Source organism: Pseudomonas sp. efr-133-TYG-103a (genome assembly GCF_030209235.1).
In the GTDB taxonomy this organism is placed as follows: Bacteria; Pseudomonadota; Gammaproteobacteria; order Pseudomonadales; family Pseudomonadaceae; genus Aquipseudomonas.
Genome location: NZ_JARVSK010000035.1, coordinates 125,618 through 149,918 on the forward strand (window position 1 = coordinate 125,618; position 24,301 = coordinate 149,918).

The window sequence follows — 24,301 nt, forward strand, 5'->3', positions numbered from 1 at the left end:
GATTACAGGGAACCGGCCATGTCAGACCAAAGCCAGCAGTTTGCCAGCGACAACTATTCGGGAATCTGCCCGGAAGCCTGGGCGGCCATGGAACAAGCGAACCACGGTCATCAGCGTGCCTACGGTGACGACCAATGGACAGCGCGCGCGGCCGATCAATTCCGTCAGTTGTTCGAGACAGACTGCGAAGTCTTCTTCGCCTTCAACGGCACCGCTGCCAACTCGCTGGCGTTGTCGTCACTGTGCCAGAGTTATCACAGCGTCATCTGTTCGGAAACCGCTCACGTCGAAACCGATGAGTGCGGCGCGCCGGAGTTCTTCTCCAATGGCTCGAAACTGCTGACCGCGCGCAGCGAGAACGGCAAGCTGACGCCCGACTCCATTCGTGAAGTCGCCCTCAAGCGCGCCGACATCCACTACCCCAAGCCTCGCGTCGTGACGCTGACGCAAGCGACGGAAGTCGGCAGCATCTACCTGCCCGAGGAGCTGAAAGCCATCAGCGACACGTGCAAGGAACTGGGCCTGAACCTGCACATGGATGGCGCCCGCTTCGCCAATGCGTGCGCCTATCTGGGCTGCACGCCTGCCGAGTTGACATGGAAAGCCGGCATCGACGTCTTGTGCTTCGGCGGCACCAAGAACGGCATGGCGGTGGGCGAGGCGATTCTGTTCTTCAACCACAAACTGGCGGAAGATTTCGATTATCGCTGCAAGCAGGCCGGCCAACTGGCGTCGAAAATGCGCTTCTTGTCAGCGCCGTGGGTCGGGCTGCTGGAAAACGACGCCTGGCTCAAGCACGCGCGGCACGCCAACCGCTGCGCGCAACTGCTGGCGGAGTTGGTCAAGGATATTCCGGGTGTGGAGCTGATGTTCCCGGTCCAGGCCAACGGCGTGTTCCTGCAGCTCTCGCAAGCGGCCATCGCCGCGCTGACGGCCAGAGGCTGGCGCTTCTACACCTTCATCGGCAGCGGCGGCGCGCGTTTCATGTGCTCGTGGGACACCGAAGAAGCACGCGTGCGCGAGCTCGCAGCGGATATCCGGTTGGTGATGGGAGCCTGATCAGGACGACACCGTTGCAGGAGCGCGCTTGCCCGCGATGGACGATGACGCGGTACATCTGAAGAATCGCGTCGTGCCCATCGCGGGCAAGCGCGCTCCTACCGTTCGCAGAGCGCCTGAGACATCACCCTTGCGCGATGGTCTTCTCGATCACCTCGACCGTCGCACTGACCTGCTCTTCATACCGGCTCAGCTCTTCGGCGTGTCGGCGCTGCAATTCGACCTGCTTGGAACACAGGTTCAGTGCGGCCAACACCAACAGGCGATCACCGATCAGGGTCGGATAGCTGCGCTTGGTTTCCGACAGCGCCGACTTGAGCATCGTCACCGCGTCCATCAAGGCCTGTTCCTGACCTTCTGGCGCTTTGATCGTGTAGTCGTTGCCGAGGATGGAAATGACCTTGGTGGTGTCGCTGTCCAGGATCATGCGTTGACCGCGCTGACGCTGGTCGCACGATCAACCAGCGCCTGAATGCGGGCTGCCGTGGCGCCCTGTTTCTCTTCCTGCTCCAGCAGACTCAGTTGCAGGCTGTCGTTGTCATCCCTGGCCTGTTTCAACGCTTCGGCAAGCTGCGCGTTCGTGTTCTGCAGGTCGTGATTCTGCTGTACCAGGTCACCGACGAGCTTTTCCAACTGGCTTAGGGATGCTTCCAACATTTTGATTTCTCAGGCAAATTTCAAAGGGCGCGTACGATAAAGAAAAGTCACTTCAGCTACCAGTGAAATCAGGGCATTTACGCCGCAACACCGACCAAAAAAGCACTTGTTTCGCTTCAATCCCGCAAACGCATCAGGGCCCTGATTGACTGCGTTTTGCCCATCTTGTTCCTGCTGTTCGTCAGATCGGCCTGGCTGCGACATAAGCGCACAGTAATGGACCAAAGGGTTCAAGTGTCTGACGGACCGACCGATAAGCCGTGCATCCTCGTCATTTATTCTCCCCCGCCTCGCACGGAACGCGGCTTTCCCAGGAACCGTAATGTCCCTACGTAATATGAATATCGCGCCTCGCGCGTTTCTCGGCTTCTCCATCATCGGCGTGCTGATGATCATTCTGGGTGTCTTCGCCCTGATGCAAATGAGCAAGATCAACGACGCGACCGAGGTCATGGCCACCAACAGCATGCCAAGCATCAAAGCGCTCGACAGGCTGACCGAAGGCAGCATTCGCCTGCGCGTGCTGTCGTACCGACTGATGCTCAACCGCGACGCTGACACCCAGCAGAAAACCATCGAGCTGCTGGCAATGCGCAACCGCCAGATCGACGACGCGCGCGCGGTCTACATCAAGCTGATTTCCGCGCCCGACGAGCAGGCGACTTACGATCAGTACGTCAAACTGCTCAACGACTATCGCCAGCTTGAAGAGCGCATGAAGTCGCTGAGCAGCGCCAACAAGCTCGACGAGCTGACGGCGCTGCTCAATGCCGATCTGCAGACCAACTCCGATCAGATGAACGTGGTGCTGGGCAAACTGATCGAAATCAACACGCAGCAGCTCAACAACACCAACAGCCAGGCATCGCAGCAGTACTCCACGGCCTTCACAATGGTGGTCACGCTGCTGATCATCGCTACTGCGTTGACGTTGCTGTTCGCCTGGCTGCTGACCAACAGCATTACCCGCCCGATCGCTTCGGCCCTGAATGCAGCCGAAGAAATCGCCGAAGGCGACCTGACGCGCACCATTCACGTCGACGGCACTGACGAAGCCGGTCGTCTACTGGCGGCCATGCTGAAAATGCAGTCCAAGCTGCGCGACACGCTGCAACGCATTTCCGGCTCGGCGACTCAGCTGGCGTCGGCGGCTGAAGAGCTGAACGCTGTCACCGACGAGAGCGCGCGCGGCTTGTCGCAGCAGAACAACGAAATCGAGCAGGCCGCAACGGCGGTCAACGAGATGACCAGCGCCGTGGAGGAAGTCGCACGCAATGCCGTAAGCACGTCGGAAGCGTCGAAAAACGCCACCACGTCTGCCAGCGATGGTCGCGATCTGGTGCAGGAAACCGTCAGCGCCATCGAGCGCATGAGCGGCGACGTGCAAGGCACGGCGACGCTGATCGGCAATCTGGCTGAAGAATCCCGCGACATCGGCAAGGTGCTGGACGTGATTCGCGGTCTGGCAGATCAGACCAACCTGCTGGCGCTCAACGCTGCCATCGAAGCTGCACGAGCAGGCGAAGCGGGCCGTGGGTTTGCGGTCGTGGCCGACGAAGTTCGCGCGTTGGCCCATCGCACTCAGCAATCGACCAGTGAAATCGAACGCATGATCGGCAGTATTCAGGGCGGTACCGAGCAAGCGGTAAACTCGATGCGCAGCAGCACCGAGCGCGCCGAATCGACGCTGAGCATCGCCAAAGGCGCAGGCCTCGCGCTGGACACCATTAACAGCGCCGTGGTGGAAATCAACGAGCGCAACCTGGTCATCGCCAGCGCTGCCGAAGAGCAGGCACAAGTCGCTCGGGAAGTGGATCGTAATCTGGTGAACATCCGTGACTTGTCGACTCAGTCGGCAACCGGCGCCAACCAGACCAGCGCCGCCAGCAACGAGCTGTCGCGCCTGGCGGTCGATCTGAACGGCATGGTTGCGCGCTTCCGGTTGTAAACACCCTAAAGGCTGCAGACTCAATTCAGAGTCTGCAGCCTTTCCAGCCCGCGATTTATTCCGAAACATCACGATTTCATTCAAGCCCCCGGATTTGTGACCGATAGGCAGTGAACTAGCTTTCACTTTCCTTATCTGGACGCGTGGTTGCGTCCGACTTCCGGATGTCCCGCCATGTCATTGCGCAACATGAACATCGCTCCGCGTGCGTTTTTCAGTTTTGCCCTGATCGCTGCACTGATGTTGATTCTCGGCATATTTTCGCTGGTCCAGATGAGCAATATTCAGGCAGCAGGCGATGAAATTGCCCGCAATACGGTGCCCAGCATCCGCAGCCTGGACAAAATGATCGACACCAGCGTGCGCTTGCGGGTGCTCTCCTTCCGCCTGCTGGTCAACCGCGACCCGGCGGTGCAACAAAAGACCCTCGACTCGATGACAGCGCGTTTCCAGCAGATGGGTATTGCGCAGGCCACCTACGAAAAGCTACCGATCGGCCAGGAAGAGAAGACCCATTACGCAGAGTTCCAGCAACTGCTGGTGCAATACCGGCAGCTGGAAGATCGCATGCGCGCGCTGAGTCGCGACGGCAATATCGAGGAGCTGACCAAATTGCTCAACGTTGAGCTCCAGGAAAACTCCGACAAGATGAATACCGTCCTGTCGAAGCTTGTGGAGATCAACAGCAAGGAATCCGATGCCGCCAACGCGCGGGCGTCGGGGCAGTACCACACAGCGTTCAATCTGGTGGTGGGGCTGCTGATTGTCGCCACCGTCCTGACGTTCGCGTTTGCCTGGCTGCTGACCAACAGCATCACTCGCCCTATCGGCTCGGCACTTAATGCAGCCGAAGAAATCGCCGAAGGCGACCTGACGCGCACCATTCATGTCGATGGCACCGACGAAGCCGGTCGTCTGCTGGCAGCCATGCTGAAAATGCAGTCCAAGCTGCGCGACACGCTGCAGCGCATTTCAGGCTCGGCGACTCAGCTGGCATCGGCGGCTGAAGAGCTGAACGCTGTCACCGACGAGAGCGCGCGCGGCTTGTCGCAGCAGAACAACGAAATCGAGCAGGCCGCAACGGCGGTCAACGAGATGACCAGCGCCGTGGAGGAAGTCGCACGCAATGCCGTGAGCACGTCGGAAGCGTCGAAAAACGCCACCACGTCTGCCAGCGATGGCCGCGATCTGGTGCAGGAAACCGTCAGCGCCATCGAGCGCATGAGTGGCGACGTGCAAGGCACGGCGACGCTGATCGGGAACCTGGCTGAAGAGTCCCGCGACATCGGCAAGGTGCTGGACGTGATTCGCGGCCTGGCGGATCAGACCAACCTGCTGGCGCTCAACGCTGCCATCGAAGCTGCACGCGCAGGCGAAGCGGGCCGTGGGTTTGCGGTCGTGGCCGACGAAGTTCGCGCGCTGGCCCATCGCACTCAGCAATCGACCAGCGAAATCGAACGCATGATCGGCAGCATTCAGGGCGGTACCGAGCAAGCGGTAAACTCGATGCGCAGCAGCACCGAGCGCGCCGAATCGACGCTGAGCATTGCCAAAGGCGCAGGCCTTGCGCTGGACACCATTAACAGCGCCGTGGTGGAAATCAACGAGCGCAACCTGGTCATCGCCAGCGCTGCCGAAGAGCAGGCGCAGGTTGCTCGGGAAGTGGATCGTAATCTGGTGAACATCCGTGACTTGTCAGCGCAGTCAACGACTGGCGCTAACCAGACCACCGCAGCCAGTAATGAATTGTCGCGTCTGGCAGTGGATTTGAACGGCATGGTTGCTCGGTTCAGGTTGTAAGCAACCCGTTGATCATCTTGTAGGAGCGCGCTTGCCCGCGAAAAAAATAACGCGGTCTTCCAGGGAGACCGCGTCATCATTCATCGCGGGCAAGCGCGCTCCTACAGGGGCGTGGCGAAACCGATCAATACTCGATCCGCACGTCCCCTTTCGGCACGCTGCAGCACGACAGGATGTAGCCTTCTTCCACGTCGTCGTCGGTGATGCCGCCGTTGTGCTCCATCTCCACTTCACCGCTCAGCTTCATCACTTTGCAGGTGCCGCAGATGCCCATACCGCAGGCTTTCGGAATCATCAGACCGAGCTTGGCGGCAGCGGCGTGGACGGTTTCGCCCGGCGCCACGCGAATGCTCTTGCCCGTGTCGGTGAATTCGACTTGATGCAACTCGGCAACGTCGATGTCGGGCGCTTCGGCTGCCTGCTCGGCATGTTCCACCGCATCGGCGCGAGCCTCAGGCGGTGTCGCGCCGAAGGATTCTTCGTGGTACTGCGCCATGTTGAAACCGTTGGCTTCGAGCAAACGCTTGACCGCATTCATGTACGGCGTCGGGCCGCAGCAGAATACTTCGCGGTCCATGAAATCCGGCGCCATCAGCTCCAGCATCTTCTGATTCAGATACCCGCGATAACCCGCCCACGGCTCGCCCAGCCCATGTTTCTCACAGACGATGTGCAACGCAAAATTGTTGATCCGCGACGCCATCTGCTCCAGCTCGCGGTGGTAAATGATGTCCTTGGGCGAACGTGAACTGTGCACGAACACCATGTCGACATTGGCGTTGGTGTCGTAATACCAGCGTGCCATGGACATGACCGGGGTGATGCCGACGCCGCCGCTCAGGTAGAGAATTTTCGGATTCGGGAAGTCGATGGCGTTGAACAGACCAACGGGGCCATGAACCGCCAGTTCCTGACCTTCGTGCAGCGTGTCGTGCAGCCAGTTGGACACCTTGCCACCCGGCACGCGCTTGATGGTAATCGAGAAGCTGTACGGCACTGATGGCGAACTGGAGATGGTGTAGGAGCGCATGATCGGCACGCCTTCGATTTCCAGCTCCAGCGTGACGAACTGCCCTGGCTTGAAAAAGAACAGGATCGGCTGGTCGGCCATGAAGCAGAAGGTGCGAACGTCCCAGGTTTCCTGGATCACTTTGACGACCCGCACCAGGTGGCGGCCATTGGCCCAGGTCTGCGTGTTGACCGGGCTGAGGAAACTCTGGGACATACTCACTCTCCACGGCCGACTGTCGGCCTCTTATGGTGGCGATTCTGCGTAACGCACGGGCCACCTATTTACCTATCAGCGACATTCACATACTTATGGCGACCAGGCCCGATCTATAGGGGCTGCGTAGTCGGAAACGGATTCGGCCATGTCGCCCATGGATAAGGTTCGCGTCGCGCCCGGCTCCACACTCGCCGTCAATCGTTATTCATTTTTTACACATAAACATGAGCGACAGAAAACACCGTCGCCTCGCGTGCCAGACACACAACACAACCGTATTGGCCACATTCGTAGGTCGTTGAAAACGCGACCTGAGGACTTGAAAGATGGACGTCACCGCAACTCTGAGCTTGGGCGATCCGCTGGAACCCGCACGCAAGGCAACCGCCGAGATGCTGCAGAACCGCGAGCGCACTTACTCGCTGCCGCAGCCTTTCTACAATGATGACCGGCTGTTTGAAATCGACATGCAGGAAATCTTTCAAAAAGAGTGGCTGATCGCCGGCATGACCAGTGAGATTCCGGCCAAGGGCAACTTCCTGACGCTGGAAATCGGCAAAAACCCGATCCTCGTCGTGCGCGCGCCAGACGGTTCGATCAACGCGTTTCACAACGTCTGCCGCCATCGCGGCTCACGTCTGTGCACCAAAGAAAAAGGCAAAGTCGCCAAGCTGGTGTGCCCATACCACCAGTGGACCTACGAGCTCGACGGCCGACTGCTGTACGCAGGCACGGAAATGGGCGCCGATTTCGACATGAAGCAGTTCGGCCTCAAGCCTGTGCATTGCAAGGTGTCGGGCGGCTATATCTTCATCAGCCTGGCGGCCAATCCGCCGGCCATCGACGAGTTCCTGCAGACGCTCAATCACTACATGGAACCGTACGACATGGAAAACACCAAGGTGGCGGTGCAAACCACCTTGATGGAGAAAGCCAACTGGAAGCTGGTGCTGGAAAACAACCGCGAGTGCTATCACTGCAACGGCTCGCACCCTGAGCTGCTGAACACTTTGCTGGAGTGGGACGACGTCACCGACCCGCGCGCCGATCAGGCCTTCAAGGACCACGTCGCGGCGTCGGCAGCCTCGTGGGAAGCCGAGAAGATCCCGTTCGCCCACAAGAGCTTCGGCCTGCGCAACCGCATCGTGCGCATGCCGCTGCTCAAAGGCACGGTGTCCATGACCATGGACGGCAAGCAGGGCAGCAAAAAACTCATGGGACGCATCCAGAACCCGGATCTGGGTTCGATGCGCATCCTGCACCTGCCGCACTCCTGGAACCATTGCATGGGCGACCATGTGATCGTGTTCACCGTGTGGCCGATCAGCGCTCAGGAAACCATGGTCACCACCAAATGGCTGGTGCACAAAGACGCTGTCGAAGGCGTGGACTACGACGTCGCGCGTCTGCGTGAAGTCTGGGATGCGACCAACGATCAGGACCGTCGTCTGGCCGAAGAAAACCAGCGCGGGATCAACTCCATCGCCTACCAGCCTGGCCCGTACTCGAAGACTTACGAGTTCGGTGTGGTCAACTTCATCGACTGGTACAGCGCCAAGCTGCTCGAAAACATGGGTGCCGAGCCTGCGCCCTATTTGAAGGGTGTGGCAGTCAATCACGAATAACCTGGCGACCGCTTGATCTGACGCATCGGCCGGACCCGGCCGATGCGTTTTCCCGCTGTCAACCTTGATCAAATTATAACCAACCCTACCCCGCTCCAATCCCACCGCGCCTCGCCAGCATCCACAAACAACTTATCCACAACACCGCCCACAGTAATTGTGGGGAAGTGGATTTTCGTTGCGCGAAAATTGAAGAAAAACCGTGACTTATTGGAACAGTCACAATCCTCTCTTGGCTGTTTAAATTTTGATCAATCCTTTAAGAGCCGCTATCCACGTGGGCTATAGAGGATCGCGAACACCTTATCCACAGATTCGCCAACAGAGATTGTGTGCAAGTCGGGAAACCAGGTCATGGCCTGTGGAAAAACAGTTGTGTCGCTGGCGACGCTCTGCATAAGACACAGGTCTGTCACGAAATCGTCTAATCGATCAAAATTTGATCATACTCTCGAAAGCCCCGAGACACGTGGCCTTCAGCCGATCGCGAACATCTTATCCACATAAGCGCTAACAAAGATTGTGGGCAATAATCTTGCTCGGTGACATTGAACTGTGGAGAAAAAGCGTTATAAATCCGTTAGATGGAGCGATCAATTTTTGATCAAACGCTTGTAAGCCACGGTTTGCACGGGGTTCAGACATGGGCGAACAGTTTATCCACAGGTGGATTAACAGGGATTGTGGGTATGTGGATGGCTTTTATGAGGGGGAGAATCGGAAGCGTCTGACATTCACGCGCTTTTTTCATTATTAAACTCACTGCCCACGCTACTCATACAGGAACCCTCACATGTACGAATGGACCTCCTTTTCACGCGAAGTCATTCTTGAAGCGAGTAGTAGACTCTCGCAACGTAAACGGGGCGTATCTTTCCCGCTTCCCGAAGAATTGACAGGGGTATTCAACTTCAAGCCCAAGAGCATGGAGGAGCTGGACCAAGCATTCCGAACAGCAGCTCGAAGGCTCAGGCAAGGCGATCACGCGGGATGAACGTGCCCTACAACTACATCTTCAATGAGCTGGTCGCTGACGAGGACGACATACTCGGACAGTTGGCCTATGCAGCCTATAAACGTCAGAAAATAGAATTCATTCAGGCATTCAGAGAAAAAAACGGCATCGATCCACAGGACGATGATCTCGCCCCTTTTCACGACATCAGCAACGGGCTCTCACAATTGGGGGTCTACAGAACGCAGGCCGCGAAGCTGGTAAGGGATTTTTCTGAGGCAGCGCTAACGACAGAAGTGGACGGCCTGCGCAGGTTCTACTCCGTGAAAGCCAACAATGAAATCCGGTCGGCCAGACCCGGCTTCTGGAAAGGGGTAGCGCAGAGCCTTATTGGTTCCGGAATGTTCGCCCTTCTGATCGGATGCTTCGTCTTTTTCACCTGGAGCCTGAAACAGGGCCCGCGCCAGGTCATAGAGCAAGTGTTCGATGTGGTGATCGTCGATGCAGAGCCCAGCCTGAAGACAGCATCGGCAGACGAGCCATCGTTCTAGCATGAAAAAGGCGCCACATGGGCGCCTCTCCTGGAATGCTGAACGGGGGCTTAGCGAACGACGCCTTCCTCCACCAACAGCTTCAATATCGCCGCCGCACCTTCCTGGGCGCTGACACCTTTGAGCACTTGACCACCGCCACCGCTCGCCTTTGCTGTCGCCGCCTTCATGCGATCGGCACCGCTTTTGGCCTTGATGACTTTCAGGCGTTTAGGGCGAGGTTTCGCCGGGCTCAATTCGGCACCTGTGAATAACTCGTCGATGACCACATCGATCTGCTCGACATCCAGCACGCCCCGCTGCGCCGGACCGTACGCGCTTTGGCGTGGCTTGGGCGCTGCGTTGTCCACAGTGGCGAGGAACGGCAAGCGGACCTTGAGACGGCGACGCTGCCCGCGCGGCAACGCCTGGAGGACCTGAGCAGTGCCGTTGTTCATGGATTCGACTTCGGCCATGCCTACCACCAGCGGCCAGCCCAGCTTTTCCGCCAGCAGGTACGGCAACATTCCTGAGCCTTCGCCTGTCTCTGCCTGGCTGCCCGCCAGCACCATCTGAACGCCGGATTCGCGGATGTAATCGGTGAGCCCGGGCAGCGCGTCGGCACCCTCGGGCTGTTCGAGAACATGCAGTTCGTTCAAACCCATGCCCAGATAGGCTCGTAGTGCCGGTTCGTCTGCATTCCCCGCATGCAGGACGTGCAAGTTATCCCCAGCCAACTGCAGACCCAGCTCGACCGCACGCGCGTCTTGCTCGGCGCGGCGTGGACGCCCGGAAGTCGGGTGAGCACCAACGGACACCAGGCTGATGACGTGCAACGCGCTTTTATCCACAGGCAGTTTCTTGTCAGGCTGCATCGCGTTTCGCCTCATTCCGGTACGCCTCTACGGCCTCGATGAGCGCCTGGAGGATCGCGGCACTTTCGCCAATGACCGACAAATCAGCGCGTTTGATCATGTCGCAGGTTGGATCGAGGTTGATCGCCACAACTTTGTCGCAGGCGCCGATGCCTTGTAAGTGCTGAATCGCGCCGGAAATACCCACAGCGACGTAAACCCTTGCCGTCACCCACGTCCCCGAAGCACCCACCTGCCGATCGCGGGTCATGAAGCCATCGTCCACCGCGACGCGAGAGGCGCCCTCGGTAGCACCCAGCGCGGCGGCGGTGCGGTGAAACAAATCCCAATCCTTGACCCCGTTGCCGCCCGAGAAGATGAACTCCGCCTCGGCCATGGGGATAAGTGCAGGGTCCACCGCAACGGCACCGAGGTCTTCGATGCGAGGCAGGCTGCGCGCAATGTTTGTGGATAACTCCACCGGCAGCGCCTCATGGCGCGTCTCGCTGACCGGCTCGGCGCACTCGGCTGCTGCGAGAATGAGGCGCGAAACAGGCCGCGCGATGTCTTCGCGCCCGGCGCCCGCACGGCCCGTAGCTTGCGCATCCTTCACTTGCCAGACACGCGTGGCAGGACGCTCACCTGTGCTTGCAGCGAAACGACGACCCAGCTCACCCCCACCGCTGCGACTGTCAGGCAGCAGCCAGTGCTGCGGATCGAACTGGTTATCCACAGCGCGCAAACCTTGAACGCGCTGCTCGGGCGAGTAACCGGCGAATTCCGCGCCTTCCAGCACCAGCAGGCGATCGACGCCCGCCGTGTCGAACGCGCTTTCCTTGTGCTCGCCAAAGACAACAGCCAGGACCGCACCTTCCGTGCCTGCGAGACTATGGGCCAAGCCAAGCAGATCGCGGTCGTGGCTGCTCAGGCGACCGCCGACCATGTCCGGGACCACGGCGATGTAGAACGCCGGATCGATGACCTGATGCAGCGGCAGCTGCACGTCGGCCGCCGTTGCGCGCTTGACCGTGCCGCCCTGTTGGGCGCCGCTGCGGTCGATGCGTTTGATGCCATTAGGTCCGATGAAACCAATGCCGTGCACATTCTTGCGGATGATGCCGTTGGGCCCCATCCAGCTGGCCTGCACCGGTTGCATGGCCGCGTGCAGCGGGTGCAAACGGTTTCGGGCGATCCATTCAGCGCGTGGGTCGCGGCGAATAATGTCGCTCATCAGTGCGCCTCCGCAGGTTCACGTTTAGCCGGCGCCGGTTTGGCGGGGGCCACTTCTTCGAGCACGGCATCGGCCACCAGCTCGGCGATGTCCTTGATCATCGGCCGCGGCTCCACCACGCCTTCAAGCATTGCCGTGCATTGCGGACACCCTACGGCCACCAGCTCAGCGCCCGTTTCGCGAATGTCTTCCATGCGCATGTCCGGAATACGTTGCTTGCCCGGGATGTCAGTGATCGGTGCACCACCGCCGCCACCGCAGCAGCGGGAACGGAAACCGGAGCGCTGCATTTCCTTCACCTCGATACCCAGCGCTCTGAGCACCTGGCGCGGGGCTTCGTACTCGCCGTTGTAACGGCCGAGGTAGCAAGGGTCGTGATAAGTCACGCTCGATCCTTTGTGCTGACCGAGATTCAGCGCGCCATCGCCGATCAGTTCTGACATATAGGTGCTGTGGTGTTGCACGAGGTAGTTGCCGTCGAAGGCGCCGTACTCGTTTTTCAGCACATGGAAGCTGTGCGGATCGCAGGTGACGATGCGTTTGAAGCTGTATTTGCTCAAGGTCTGGATGTTGCGTCTGGCGAGCATCTGAAAAGTCGCTTCATCGCCCAGACGGCGCGCCACGTCGCCACTGTCGCGCTCTTCGAGACCGAGCACCGCGAAGTCGACCTTCGCCGCTTTCAGCACTTTGACGAAGGCGCGCAGGGTGCGCTGATTGCGCATGTCGAAGGCACCATCGCCGACCCAGAACAGCACGTCGGCGGTCTTCTTGTCGCTCATGACGTTCAGGTTCAGGTCCGCAGCCCAGTTCATCCGCCCGCCCGGTGCAAAGCCGCCCGGGTTGTCAGTGGCGATGAGGTTTTCCAGCACTTCGGCGCCTTTGTTCGGCGTGGCGCCTTTTTCCAGCGTCAGGTGTCGGCGCATGTCGACGATGGCGTCCACGTGCTCGATCATCATCGGGCACTCTTCCACGCAGGCGCGACAGGTGGTGCACGACCACAGCGTCTCGGCATCGACCAGGCCATTGACGATCGGCTGATGCGGATTGCCGCCGTGTTCGCCGATGGCTTTGCCGGGGTAAGGACTGCCGGCGAAGGAGGCATCGGTGCCACCGGCCAAGCCGACAACCATGTCCTGAATCAGTTTTTTCGGGTTCAGCGGCTGGCCCGCTGCGAACGCAGGACAAGCGGCTTCGCACTTGCCGCACTGCACGCAGGCGTCGAAACCCAACAATTGGTTCCAGGTGAAGTCCTTGGGCTTTTCAACGCCCAGCGGTGAGGTCGGATCAGCAAGGTCCAGCGGCTTGAGACCGGTCGAACGACCGCCGCCAAAACGCTCGGCGCGACGGTGCCAGGCCAGGTGCAGCGCACCGGCGAAGGCGTGCTTCATCGGGCCGCCCCACGTCATGCCGAGGAACAGTTCCGACACGCCCCACAGCACGCCGATCCCGAGAATAATCGCCAGCAACCAGCCGCCGAAGTTCTCCGGAAGAATGCCGGCGACCGGCAATGTCACCAGAAAGAAAGAAGCCGAGAACGCCAGCAGGCTTTTCGGCAGGCGCATCCACGGGCCTTTGGACAGGCGGGACGGAGGGTTGCGACGACGCAGGTAAACGAAGATCGCGCCGACGAACATGACTGCCGACATCAACAGCAGCGCATAGCCAAGGACGCGGTTATGCAGACCGAAACCGTGAACCAGAATCGCCAGCACGATGGACGCCACCGCCCCGCCCGCAGTCGCGACGTGGGTATTGGCAATGTATTTGTCCCGCGCGACCACATGGTGCAGATCGACCATGTACCGTTTGGGCATCGCCAGCAGGCCGCCGAGCAGATCGACCTTGGACGCACGACCATTGCGCCACATGGCCACCCGCCGCAAGGCGCCAAGGACACCGAGGCCCAGGGCTGCGAACAGCAGGATTGGAAGAAGGGTGTTGAGCATGTGGAGCTCCCAAAGACCAAGGGTCTCGCCAGGGGCTGATTGTTCCCGCGCTCCGCGTGGGAACGCATACCGTGACGCTCCGCGTCACCAACACAGACGCGGAGCGTCCATTGCGGCATGCCCACGCGGAGCGTGGGAACGATCATGTGTAATTAAAAGTCTTTGCAGAGTCGCAACGCATCGTAGATGGCAGCATGCGTATTACGCTGCGCCACGCAGTCACCGATGCGGAACAACAGATAGCCATCACCCGGCTGGCTCAGCGACGGCTGGGGCTGGATCGCGAACAGGGCGTCGATGTCGATCTGGCCCTTGTTACGCGAGCCTTCCTTGAGGCCGTAATACAGCGCTTCGTCAGGACGCACGCCGTTCTCGACCACTACCTGATCGACGACGCGCTCCTCTTTGGCGCCGGTGTATTCGTTCTCCAGCACCGCGACGAGCTTGTCACCTTCGCGGTAGACCTTCTCCAGCATCATGTCGCCAGTCATGATCACTTCTTTGGGGTACATGCTGCGGTAGTACGTGGGGAAAGACGTACCGCCGATGGCCACGCCCGGCTTGATGTCGTCGGTGACGATCTCGACCTGGCTGCCCTTGTCCGCCATGAAGTCAGCGACCGACATCCCGGTGAATTCGCAGATGGTGTCGTAGACCAGCACGTTCTTGCCTGGGGCAACCTTGCCGTCGAGCACGTCCCAGCTGCTGACCACCAGCCCTTCGGCGGCGCCCCAGTGTTCGTTCTGCTCAAGGAATGGATGACCGCCCACGGCCAGCACCACCACATCAGGACGCAGGTCCATGATGGTCGGAATATCAGCCGCAGTGCCCAGGCGCAGATCGACTTTCAGGCGCGCCAGCTCAAGCTGATACCAGCGCGTGATGCCGGCGATCTGGTCGCGCTGCGGCGCTTTCGATGCCGTCACGATCTGCCCGCCGATGAATTCTTTCTTTTCGAACAGCGTCACGTCGTGACCACGCTCGGCAGAAACCCGCGCCGCTTCCATCCCGGCAGGCCCTGCACCGACGATGACCACTTTGCGTTTCACGCCCGTGGTTTTCTCGATGATGTGCGGCAGGCCCATGTATTCGCGAGACGTCGCGGCGTTCTGAATGCACAGTACGTCCAGCCCCTGATACTGACGATCAATGCAGTAGTTGGCGCCGACGCACTGACGAATCTGATCGACCTGCCCCATTTTGATCTTGGTGATCAGGTGCGGATCGGCGATGTGCGCGCGGGTCATGCCGACCATGTCGACGTAGCCGCCTTCCAGAATGCGCGTGGCCTGGTTCGGGTCTTTGATGTTCTGAGCGTGCAGGACCGGCGCCTTGACCACTTCCTTGATACCGGCGGCCAGGTGCAAGAATGGCTCCGGTGGATAACTCATGTTGGGGATCACGTTGGCCAGGGTGTTGTGCGTGTCGCACCCCGAGCCCACCACACCGATGAAGTCGATCATGCCGGTCTGGTCGTAGTACTTGGCGATCTCTTTCATGTCTTCATGGCTGAGACCGTCAGGGTGAAATTCGTCACCACAGATACGCAGGCCCACGCAGAAATCAGGACCCACTTCCTTGCGCACAGCCTTGATCACTTCCAGACCGAAACGCATACGGTTTTCAAAGCTGCCGCCCCATTCGTCCGTGCGTTTGTTGACCCGAGGGCTCCAGAACTGGTCGATCATGTGCTGGTGCACTGCCGACAGCTCGACGCCGTCCAGGCCACCGGCCTTGGCACGTGCCGCGGCGCTGGCGTAGTTGCCGATCACGCGCCAGATTTCTTCCGGCTCGATGGTCTTGCAGGTCGCGCGGTGTACAGGCTCACGAATGCCCGATGGCGACATCAGCGTCGGCCAGTGGTCACCGTCCCAACGGGAGCGACGGCCCATGTGGGTGATCTGAATCATGATCTTGGCGCCATGCTTGTGCATGGCGTCAGCGAGGTTCTGGAAGTGCGGAATGATTTTGTCGGTCGCCAGGTTGACCGACTTCCACCAGCCTTGCGGGCTGTCGATGGCGACACTGGAGGAGCCGCCGCAAATGGCCAGGCCGATGCCGCCCTTGGCTTTCTCCTCGTAGTACTTCACGTAGCGGTCGGTGGTCATGCCGCCATCAGTGGCGTAGACCTCGGCGTGCGCGGTACTGAGGACGCGGTTGCGGATGGTGAGTTTGCCGATCTGGATCGGCTGAAACATTGCTTCGAAAGCCATGACGCGGTCCTCGGCTTACAACGGTTTTACGACAAACAGGCCATCTTCGTGGCCTTCTTCCGAACCACCGTAAACCTGCTCGGCCACGGTGCGAACGGAACTGCCTTTGGCAGCGAGAATCTGGTCCATGGCGCCGGCGAACCAGCCCGTGAACATGTAATCGACCTTGCGACCGACTTTGCCGTAGACGTAAACGAAGGCCGAGTGCTCCAGCTTGACGCTGGCGGTGCCTTTATCCAGATCGATCTCCTGGATCTTGAACAGGCCCCAGCCGCGCTGCGACAGACGATTCATGTAGTGCTCGAACACCGCGACGCCTTCGATGCCGTGGCATTCGGCTTCTTTCTCGCACCAGTGCCATGCCGACTTGTAGCCCGCCTTGTAGAGAATCTCGGCGTAGGCTTCGGCGCCCAGTACTTCCTCGATGCCCATGTGGTTGTTGACGAAGAAGTGACGCGGCACGTACAGCATTGGCAGAGCGTCGGAGGTCCAGACACCGGTCTCGCTGTCGACTTCGATTGGCAATTGCGGGGCGATCTTGGCCATGGAAACTTAACTCCAGAAAATTCGTGTAATTGAAAACAAAGCCCCTGGCTTTGCTTTTTTGAAGATGTTCGCAGTGGTTTCAGCGCTGTAGCGAGCAGGGCCAAGAGCTGAAGCAGCTATTTGTCTGCGCGGCAGGCCCTGGAGCCGGCCACGTTATTCGCCCCAGACGTCGCCCAGGATGCGCACCCAGTTCTCGCCCATGATCTTGCGCACGACGCGCTCCGAATGGCCGCGTTTGAGCAGGGTTTCGGTCAGGTTCGGGAACTCGCCGACGGTGCGGATGCCCAGCGGGTTGATGATCTTGCCGAAGTTGGTCAGACGGCGGGCGTAGCCCTTGTCGTGAGTCAGGTACTCGAAGAACTCCTGACCGTGGCCTTGGGTGAAGTCAGTGCCAATGCCGATGGCGTCTTCGCCGACAATGTTCATCACGTATTCGATGGCTTCGGCGTAATCGTCGATCGTCGAATCGATGCCCTTGGCCAGGAACGGCGCAAACATGGTCACACCGACAAATCCGCCATGGTCGGCAATGAATTTCAGCTCGGCGTCGGATTTGTTGCGTGGGTGCTCTTTAAGGCCCGAAGGCAGGCAGTGGGAGTAGGTCACTGGCTTCTTCGATTCGAGAATCACTTCCTCAGAGGTTTTGGAACCCACGTGGGACAGGTCGCACATGACGCCGACGCGGTTCATTTCCGCGACGATTTCGCGGCCAAAGCCCGACAGGCCGCCGTCGCGCTCATAGCAACCGGTGCCGACAAGGTTCTGGGTGTTGTAGCACATCTGCACGATGCCCACGCCCAACTGCTTGAAGATCTCGACGTAACCGATCTGGTCTTCGAAAGCGTGCGCGTTCTGGAAGCCGAACAGGATGCCGGTCTTGCCCAGCTCCTTGGCCTTGCGGATGTCGGCGGTATTGCGCACCTGGATCACCAGATCGCTGTTCTCACGGATCAACTTCTGGCTGGAAGCGATGCTGTTGACGGTCTGCTGAAAACCCTCCCACACCGAAACAGTGCAGTTGGCCATGGTCAGGCCACCCTTACGCATGTCCTCGAACAGCTCACGGTTCCATTTGGCGATGATCAGCCCGTCAATAACGATGCTGTCGGCGTGTAATTCGGCTGGGCTCATCAGGCTGTCCCCTTTAGGTTAATCACGCGCCGGAACGTCTGCCGGCGCTTTGGGGCCAGCATAAGCCTGAGGGTCGGAGGAGCCGGGTGCAAAAACGACAGGGGAATTGCCGAAAGCGTCAAGAAACGACAAAGGCTGACGGCCAGCTTCTGCGGGCTGCGTTTGATAACTGTTCTTTGCCTCGCGCTTGGGCGAGAATTCGATGCATCACTGAATCGGGAAGCTCCAATGAAGACGATTTTTCTGGCTTTGGCTCTATTCGCGACAGGCGCACAGGCGGCGGCCAATCCTGATGCGACTCCTTGCGACGGCGTGGATGAAGACAAGCAGACGCTGGAATGCTCGGTGTACAGCCGCGACACGGCGGTGAAGTTGCTGGATGAGAACTTCCAGAATCTGCTGGAACGCGTGAATACGCAGTACGGCGCAAATAAAGCCGAGGCCAATGACTTCATCACCAAGCTGAAAACGGCTCAGGACGCCTGGAAGAAACTCCGGGACGCCGACTGCGCCGTTGAGGTGTTCCCCGCCAAACCGGGCAGCAAGGAGTTCAACATTGGTCAGAACGACTGCCTGGCGCGCACCAGCGATGAGCGCTCGGAGTACGTTGAAAGCCTCCTGCAGCCTGAATGACCGTTTAATGCGCTACCCTGACGCCCTTCACCAGCTCAAGGTAAGCACATGAACATCTGCGGCGTAGAAATCAAAGGCAGCGAAGCCATCTTCGCTGTCGCCACTCGCGCGTCTGGCGCCCTCGAACATCTGCCACTGGCGACCAAAAAGATCGCGCTGGAAGACGATGACGAAGCTGGCAACGTCAAAGCCTTCGCGCGTCAGATCGAGACATTCGTGCGGGACAACGGCATCGCTCACATCGCGATCAAGAAGCGCAGCAAGAAAGGCGAATTCGCCGGCGGCCCGACCACGTTCAAGATCGAGACCGTCTTCCAGTTGCTGGAAGACTGCGACGTCACGCTGCTGTCGCCACAGACGATCAACGCTCAGATGAAGAAGCACAGCTTTGAACTGCCATCGGCGCTGAACAAGTATCAGCATGAGGCGTACAAGGCCGCATGTTCCGCGTTGATGCAAGGCTCTAAATAGCCTGCAAATGCCGGTGGCAGCTGGTTGGAAATCAAGCCGTTCGGCGAGTGTCTCTGCGCTGCCTGATCCAGTCGCCAAACGCCTTGTCTTCCAGCGCATACGCCCCGCGACTCGACTTCCAGACCAGTTCTTTGTCCCGCAATGAGTCGATCGCGGCCTGAATGGTTTGCGTGCCGGGCACCACGTCACTGCCCAAGGTTTCCAGCGCTTTGCCGACCGCCAGCACCGTCACATCGGCGAAAGGCGCGAAGGGCTGATTGTCGTGAGCCCGGTCAGCCATGACTTCCAGCACCGCGCGTTGAGGCAGGGTCAGTGCGTTGTAGGCGCTCTCGAATTCCTCCCACACGCCCGCGCGCAGCAGTTCGGCGCTGTTACGCAGCAGATCGCCAAGGTTTTCGGCCTCGCCGAGTTCCAGCGCGACATCGCCGATGATAGTGCGCAACATTTCCGGACGACGCCCGACCAGGTCGAAGGCGGCATCGATGTCGGCTGCGGAAAACTGGTTGGTCTGCGCCAGATGGCTGTTCAGATGAGCCGTGTAAGCCCTCGTGAAGTCCTTCCCCAGTAGAGGGAACGACGTAATGCTGGATCCGTAAAACGGCTGGTTTTTGTTCAGTACCAGATGCGCCAGCTTGTCGCGATTGGACCCGGTCAGCACCAGCCGCAGGCCGCCAATACCACGATCCTGCCCCTGATTGAGTTCGTCCCGCGCCGCTTTCAGCGCGAACATCGCATTGATGCCCGCCGGGCTGGTGAGCGCGTGCTGCGCCTCATCGATGATCAGCACGATCATTTTTTGCGCCGCGCGGTGCAGCAACTCCAGTGCCTGGGTGAGCGTTGCGTCTGCCGGCAGTTGCGGCGTGGAGAAATCCCACGACAGCGTGCGCAAGAAATTGAGCTTCTCGACACCTGCTGATTTGGCGAGTTTGCGAATGCCTTTCTCGAATGGCGCCAGAGCGGCCGCGACCGCGCCCCTGATCAGCTCGGCGGGATCTTTGTCTCGGTCCGCCCATAAGTCGACGTAGACCGGCAGCCAGCCCTGCTCGACGCATCGCGGCACCAGATCCTCGCGCAGAAAGGTGCTTTTGCCTGTGCGCCGAGGCGCGGCCAGAAACAGACCGGATGAATAGTCGTGCAGCCCTTCTCCGATCAGGCCCTGCGCGATCGTGAGCGCAAGGCTGTCGCGTCTGAACACAAAGCCGGCGCGCTTGGTCATGGTTTATACCCGATTATGGCAAGAACTATAATTTATGGTAGCGAGTATAAATCACAATAATCGACCGTCAAACGACCTTCGGCTCCCTCGCGACGCGCCCGCGATCCTCTCTTGGGCACATCACGAATCGCGCCTTGTAGCTTCGGGTGAAATAGGAAGGCGACTCGAACCCGCAGGCGATGCTCACCTCCAGCACGCTCATGTCGCTCTGGCGCAGCAGTTGCCGCGCTTTCTCCAGGCGCAGGCCCAGATAGAAGTTGCTCGGCGTGTCATTCAAATGCAAGCGGAACAGGCGCTCCAGTTGTCGGCGCGTCACCTGAATCCCATCGGCGAGCTCCAGTGTGCTGAGCGGCGGCTCGGTGTTCTGCTCCATGACCCCGATCACCTGCACCAGCTTCTTGTTGTTGATGCCATATCGCGTGGCGATCTGCATGCGCTGGTGGTCCTTGCGCTGCCGAATACGACCAAGCACAAACTGTTCTGACACCTTGATTGCCAGGTCCGGGCCGTGGGCCTGGGCGATGAGGTCAAGCATCAGGTCGATCGACGCGGTGCCTCCTGCCGAACTGATGCGGCGCCGGTCGATTTCGAACAATTCCTGAGTCGCTTGCAAATGCGGGTAGGTTTCCTTGAACGCGTCGAGCGCTTCCCAGTGCAGTGTCAACCGATAGCCTTCCAGCAAACCGGCTTCGGCAAGCACAAAGCTGCCAGTATCAATGGCGCCGAGCGTCACGCCTTCCAGATCGAGGCGACGCAGCCAGTGCTCGAGTGTGGAGGTGTAAAACTTCAGGGGATCGACGCTGCCCATGACGCACAGCGTTGCGCCCTTCTTGAGCGGCTCCAGCGCGGCATCGGCGTTGACCGACATGCCGTTGCTGGCGATCACCGGCCCGCCGTCGATGCTCAGGATGTGCCAGCGATACAGCTCGCCACCAAAGCGATTGGCAACCCGCAATGGCTCCAGCGCCGAAACGAACCCCATCATGGAGAAGCCGGGCATGAGCAAAAAGTAGAAATCCTGGGACATCGTTAGCGCGTTCCTTGGGGATTTTTGGCGAGCAAAACCACTGCAAGAGCGCGCTTGCCCGCGATCGCGGTGTGTCAGTCATTGAACCGGTACAGGCACACGTAATCGCGGGCAAGCGCGCTCCTATCGTTCTGATCCCGTATGAGATACGCCTGTTCGGAGAACGAGGCAACAGCGCAGGTCGCTGCTGTGCAAGAGCTTGTCGCCGCTGTGCGTTTGGAGGCGCTTTGGCGTGCGTAGCTTTGCACCTCAAAAGCGGGTGGCAAAAGCCCGCGTCAAACGCCCTGGCCTGCAAGGAACCTCACACATGAATCACGACGTCATCATCACCTGCGCACTCACCGGTGCTGGCGACACGACCGGGAAGAGCCATCTGGTCCCGATCACGCCGAAACAGATCGCTGCTGCCGCGGTTGAAGCCGCCAAGGCCGGCGCGACCGTTGTGCATTGCCACGTGCGGGATCCGCAGACCGGCAAGTTCAGCCGCGACGTCGAACTGTATCGCGAGACCATGGACCGCATCCGTGAGGCCGACATCGACATCATCGTCAACCTCACGGCGGGCATGGGCGGCGACCTCGAAATCGGCCCGGGCGAGCGGCCTACCGACTTCGGCCCTAACACCGATCTGGTCGGCCCGCTGACCCGCCTGGCGCACGTTGAGGCGCTGCTGCCGGAAATCTGCACGCTGGATTGCGGCACGCTCAACTTCGGCGACGGCGACACGATTTACGTGTCGACGCCTGCGCAACTGCGCGCGGGCGCCAAGCGCATTCAAGAGCTGGGCGTAAAGGCCGAACTGGAAATCTTCGACACCGGCCATCTGTGGTTCGCTAAGCAGATGATGAAGGAAGGCCTGCTCGACAACCCTTTATTCCAGCTGTGCCTGGGCATTCCGTGGGGTGCACCGGCTGACACCACGACCATGAAAGCGATGGTCGATAACCTGCCGGCCGATGTGGTCTGGGCCGGATTCGGTATTGGCCGCATGCAGATGCCGATGGCGGCGCAAGCGGTGCTGCTGGGTGGCAACGTGCGTGTCGGCCTGGAAGACAACATCTGGCTGGACAAAGGCGTGCTCGCCAGCAACGGCGCACTGGTCGAACGCGCCAGCGAAATCCTCAGCCGCATGGGTGCGCGGGTCATGACCCCGGCAGAAGGTCGCGTGAAGATGGGCCTGAAAAAGCGTTTCTGATCTGACACGTGTTTCCGCTGTACGAGCGTGGCTTGTCCCGCGATCGCCCGGGTATCGGTCGTAAAACCGACAAACCCTGTGCATCAGACAGATCGTGTTCGCCGGATTGCTGCCTCTTCGCGGCAGATCGCGGGACAAGCCACGCTCCTACAGTGTTCTGCGAACTTCCTTTGAGTAAATGACATGACTTTCATCACCGAAATCAAAACCTTCGCCGCGCTGGGTAGCGGTGTCATCGGCAGTGGCTGGGTGGCGCGCGCATTGGCACACGGCCTGGACGTCGTGGCCTGGGACCCGGCGCCTGGCGCGGAAGCGGCGCTCCGTAAACGCGTCGCCAATGCCTGGCCTGCGCTGGACCAAAAGGGCCTGGCCGCCGGCGCCTCGCAGGATCGCCTGCGTTTCGTGCCAACGATCGAAGAGTGCGTACGCGACGCAGACTTCATTCAAGAAAGCGCCCCGGAGCGTCTGGACCTCAAGCTCGACCTGCACAGCAAGATCAGCGCCGCCGCCAAGCCCAACGCCATCATCGGTTCCAGCACGTCGGGCCTGCTGCCTTCGGAATTCTACGAAAGCGCTGCTCACCCGGAACGTTGCGTCGTCGGCCACCCGTTCAATCCGGTGTATCTGCTGCCACTGGTTGAAGTGGTGGGCGGCAAGAACACGGCCCCTGAAGCGATCGAAGCGGCCATCAAAGTCTATGAGTCGCTGGGCATGCGACCGCTTCACGTGCGCAAGGAAGTCCCGGGGTTCATTGCCGACCGACTGCTCGAAGCGCTGTGGCGCGAAGCACTGCATCTGGTCAACGACGGCGTGGCAACGACGGGCGAGATCGACGATGCAATACGTTTCGGCGCAGGGTTGCGGTGGTCCTTCATGGGCACGTTCCTGACGTACACCCTGGCGGGCGGCGATGCCGGCATGCGTCACTTCATGGCGCAGTTCGGCCCGGCGCTGCAGTTGCCGTGGACGTACCTGCCGGCGCCGGAGCTGACCGACAAGCTGATCGACGATGTCGTCGACGGCACCAGCGATCAGCTCGGCAGCCACAGCATCTCGGCGCTGGAGCGCTATCGCGACGATTGCCTGCTGGCGGTGCTGGAGGCGGTGAAGAAAACCAAGGAAAAACACGGTATGGCGTTTGAGGACTGAACATCCAGCATCTCAGCGTCTGAACTGAAGCCTTCGTGAGCCAGTTCACTCCTACAGAGCGGTGGTGTGTCGGGGCGATAGGCCCCTGCGAACCTGCTGGGAGAATGAGCTTGCTCACGAACAGGCCGGTACTGGCGCCATATCTCCAGCGCCTGAACCACCGATTCGCGAGCAAGGTGGCCGGTCTGGAACGCCACAGTCAACGCTGGACCTGTGGGAGTGAGCTTGCTCACGAACAGGCCGGTTCATCCAACCAAATGTCAGGTCCAGGAAACTCTATGCCCGCCTTGATCACCTACAAGACCCCGATCCTTCAGGATTGGGTCGACTACAACGGCCATCTTCGCGATGCGTTCTATCTGCTGATCTTCAGCTTCGCCACAGACGCGTTCATGGATCGCATCGGCCTTGCCAGTGACGATCGGGATGCGAGCGGTCACTCATTGTTCACCTTGGAAGCCCACCTCAATTATCTGCACGAGGTGAAGCTGGGCGAACCGGTGGAAGTGCGTACGCAGATCATCGGGCACGATCGCAAGCGAGTGCAGCTTTACCACGGTCTTTACAAAGCGGACGGAGATGTCGAGCTGGCAGCAAGCGAGCAGATGCTGCTGCATGTGGATCTGGCCGGCGGGCCGAAGTCGGCGCCGTTCAGCGAACAGTCGCTGGAAGCCTTGCGCCAGCTCAGCGAAGCGCAACACGACCAACCGGCGCCGGTCTACGTGGGCCGTGTAATCGGTTTACCGTGCAAAGCATGATCTGTCGGGCAAACCTGTGGGAGGAGCCAACTGTCCGTACCGCTCCTTCAATCAATAGCGTAAAACCCGACGCGTTCCCGGCTAAAGCCGGTCCTACGGAAAGCTTGCAGCGTCTGTAGGACCGGCTTC

Annotated in this window: 21 protein-coding genes; 10 read left to right on the forward strand and 11 right to left on the reverse strand. The window is 59.8% G+C overall.

From position 1 onward, the window contains the following. Nucleotides 1-18 precede the first annotated feature (18 nt). Entirely contained in the window at nucleotides 19-1,059 is a 1,041-nt protein-coding gene (locus tag QRN36_RS24660) for a low specificity L-threonine aldolase (RefSeq protein ID WP_285426428.1), read from the forward strand. 124 nt (nucleotides 1,060-1,183) lie between these two features. Here the strand turns inward: QRN36_RS24660 and QRN36_RS24665 are convergent, their stop codons facing one another. Both QRN36_RS24665 and QRN36_RS24670 read right to left on the reverse strand, forming a co-directional pair. Then, nucleotides 1,184-1,486: a cell division protein ZapA gene (locus tag QRN36_RS24665; protein ID WP_285426429.1), complete on the reverse strand. Its 303-nt coding sequence runs from the start codon at nucleotides 1,484-1,486 to the stop codon at nucleotides 1,184-1,186. After that, nucleotides 1,483-1,716, reverse strand: coding sequence for a hypothetical protein (locus tag QRN36_RS24670; protein WP_093468467.1), 234 nt, complete (start codon nucleotides 1,714-1,716; stop codon nucleotides 1,483-1,485). The genes QRN36_RS24665 and QRN36_RS24670 overlap by 4 nt, the downstream gene beginning before the upstream one ends. Before the next feature lie 322 nt (nucleotides 1,717-2,038). Here QRN36_RS24670 and QRN36_RS24675 point away from each other — a divergent pair, with 322 nt between their 5' ends. Together QRN36_RS24675 and QRN36_RS24680 are read left to right on the forward strand one after the other, a co-directional pair. Further along, nucleotides 2,039-3,664, forward strand: coding sequence for a methyl-accepting chemotaxis protein (locus QRN36_RS24675; RefSeq protein ID WP_285426430.1), 1,626 nt, complete (start codon nucleotides 2,039-2,041; stop codon nucleotides 3,662-3,664). 174 nt (nucleotides 3,665-3,838) lie between these two features. After that, the gene (locus tag QRN36_RS24680; protein ID WP_285426431.1) at nucleotides 3,839-5,464 is read left to right on the forward strand and encodes a methyl-accepting chemotaxis protein; all 1,626 of its coding nucleotides are present in this window, start codon (nucleotides 3,839-3,841) and stop codon (nucleotides 5,462-5,464) included. Nucleotides 5,465-5,588: 124 nt separating this feature from the next. On the opposite strand, the gene gbcB is transcribed toward QRN36_RS24680, so the two are convergent. Beyond that, entirely contained in the window at nucleotides 5,589-6,689 is a 1,101-nt protein-coding gene (gene gbcB / locus QRN36_RS24685) for a glycine-betaine demethylase subunit GbcB (RefSeq protein WP_285426432.1), read from the reverse strand. 329 nt (nucleotides 6,690-7,018) lie between these two features. Between gbcB and gbcA the strand changes: the two genes are divergently transcribed. Both gbcA and QRN36_RS24695 read left to right on the forward strand, forming a co-directional pair. Continuing rightward, on the forward strand, nucleotides 7,019-8,317 hold the full coding sequence (gene gbcA, locus QRN36_RS24690; RefSeq protein ID WP_285426433.1) for a glycine-betaine demethylase subunit GbcA: 1,299 nt from the start codon (nucleotides 7,019-7,021) through the stop codon (nucleotides 8,315-8,317). Between the two features lie 990 nt (nucleotides 8,318-9,307). Further along, entirely contained in the window at nucleotides 9,308-9,823 is a 516-nt protein-coding gene (locus QRN36_RS24695; RefSeq protein ID WP_285426434.1) for a hypothetical protein, read from the forward strand. Nucleotides 9,824-9,873: 50 nt separating this feature from the next. Here the strand turns inward: QRN36_RS24695 and QRN36_RS24700 are convergent, their stop codons facing one another. The 6 genes from QRN36_RS24700 to QRN36_RS24725 all read right to left on the reverse strand — a co-directional run bounded on the left by QRN36_RS24700 (nucleotide 9,874) and on the right by QRN36_RS24725 (nucleotide 17,723). Beyond that, nucleotides 9,874-10,677 (reverse strand): electron transfer flavoprotein subunit beta, encoded by an 804-nt coding sequence (locus QRN36_RS24700; protein ID WP_285426435.1) that lies wholly within the window; start codon nucleotides 10,675-10,677, stop codon nucleotides 9,874-9,876. Then, on the reverse strand, nucleotides 10,667-11,887 hold the full coding sequence (locus QRN36_RS24705; RefSeq protein ID WP_285426436.1) for an electron transfer flavoprotein subunit alpha/FixB family protein: 1,221 nt from the start codon (nucleotides 11,885-11,887) through the stop codon (nucleotides 10,667-10,669). Before QRN36_RS24705 ends, QRN36_RS24700 begins: the two co-directional genes overlap by 11 nt. Further along, nucleotides 11,887-13,833, reverse strand: coding sequence for a dimethylglycine demethylation protein DgcB (gene dgcB, locus QRN36_RS24710; RefSeq protein ID WP_285426437.1), 1,947 nt, complete (start codon nucleotides 13,831-13,833; stop codon nucleotides 11,887-11,889). The genes QRN36_RS24705 and dgcB overlap by 1 nt, the downstream gene beginning before the upstream one ends. A 152-nt stretch (nucleotides 13,834-13,985) precedes the next feature. Beyond that, entirely contained in the window at nucleotides 13,986-16,046 is a 2,061-nt protein-coding gene (dgcA, locus tag QRN36_RS24715; RefSeq protein WP_285426438.1) for a dimethylglycine demethylation protein DgcA, read from the reverse strand. A gap of 15 nt (nucleotides 16,047-16,061) precedes the next feature. Next, nucleotides 16,062-16,592: a DUF5943 domain-containing protein gene (locus tag QRN36_RS24720; protein WP_093468445.1), complete on the reverse strand. Its 531-nt coding sequence runs from the start codon at nucleotides 16,590-16,592 to the stop codon at nucleotides 16,062-16,064. Between the two features lie 153 nt (nucleotides 16,593-16,745). After that, nucleotides 16,746-17,723: a dipeptidase gene (locus QRN36_RS24725; RefSeq protein WP_065991250.1), complete on the reverse strand. Its 978-nt coding sequence runs from the start codon at nucleotides 17,721-17,723 to the stop codon at nucleotides 16,746-16,748. 228 nt (nucleotides 17,724-17,951) lie between these two features. Between QRN36_RS24725 and QRN36_RS24730 the strand changes: the two genes are divergently transcribed. Next, a complete protein-coding gene (locus QRN36_RS24730) occupies nucleotides 17,952-18,356 on the forward strand; it encodes a lysozyme inhibitor LprI family protein (protein WP_285426439.1) in 405 nt (134 codons plus the stop codon). A 48-nt stretch (nucleotides 18,357-18,404) separates the two neighbouring features. Beyond that, complete coding sequence (locus QRN36_RS24735) at nucleotides 18,405-18,827, forward strand: DUF3010 family protein (RefSeq protein WP_285426440.1); 423 nt, start codon at nucleotides 18,405-18,407, stop codon at nucleotides 18,825-18,827. Nucleotides 18,828-18,858: 31 nt separating this feature from the next. On the opposite strand, the gene QRN36_RS24740 is transcribed toward QRN36_RS24735, so the two are convergent. After that, on the reverse strand, nucleotides 18,859-20,043 hold the full coding sequence (locus QRN36_RS24740; protein ID WP_285426441.1) for a hypothetical protein: 1,185 nt from the start codon (nucleotides 20,041-20,043) through the stop codon (nucleotides 18,859-18,861). 67 nt (nucleotides 20,044-20,110) lie between these two features. Continuing rightward, on the reverse strand, nucleotides 20,111-21,070 hold the full coding sequence (locus QRN36_RS24745) for a GlxA family transcriptional regulator (RefSeq protein WP_285426442.1): 960 nt from the start codon (nucleotides 21,068-21,070) through the stop codon (nucleotides 20,111-20,113). Nucleotides 21,071-21,377: 307 nt separating this feature from the next. Here QRN36_RS24745 and QRN36_RS24750 point away from each other — a divergent pair, with 307 nt between their 5' ends. From QRN36_RS24750 to QRN36_RS24760, 3 genes are all read left to right on the forward strand, one after another. Beyond that, entirely contained in the window at nucleotides 21,378-22,265 is an 888-nt protein-coding gene (locus QRN36_RS24750) for a 3-keto-5-aminohexanoate cleavage protein (protein WP_062385377.1), read from the forward strand. Between the two features lie 183 nt (nucleotides 22,266-22,448). After that, the gene (locus QRN36_RS24755; RefSeq protein ID WP_285426443.1) at nucleotides 22,449-23,414 is read left to right on the forward strand and encodes an L-carnitine dehydrogenase; all 966 of its coding nucleotides are present in this window, start codon (nucleotides 22,449-22,451) and stop codon (nucleotides 23,412-23,414) included. A 278-nt stretch (nucleotides 23,415-23,692) separates the two neighbouring features. Next, nucleotides 23,693-24,172, forward strand: a complete 480-nt coding sequence (locus tag QRN36_RS24760) for a thioesterase family protein (RefSeq protein ID WP_285426444.1) — start codon at nucleotides 23,693-23,695, stop codon at nucleotides 24,170-24,172. Nucleotides 24,173-24,301 lie beyond the last annotated feature (129 nt).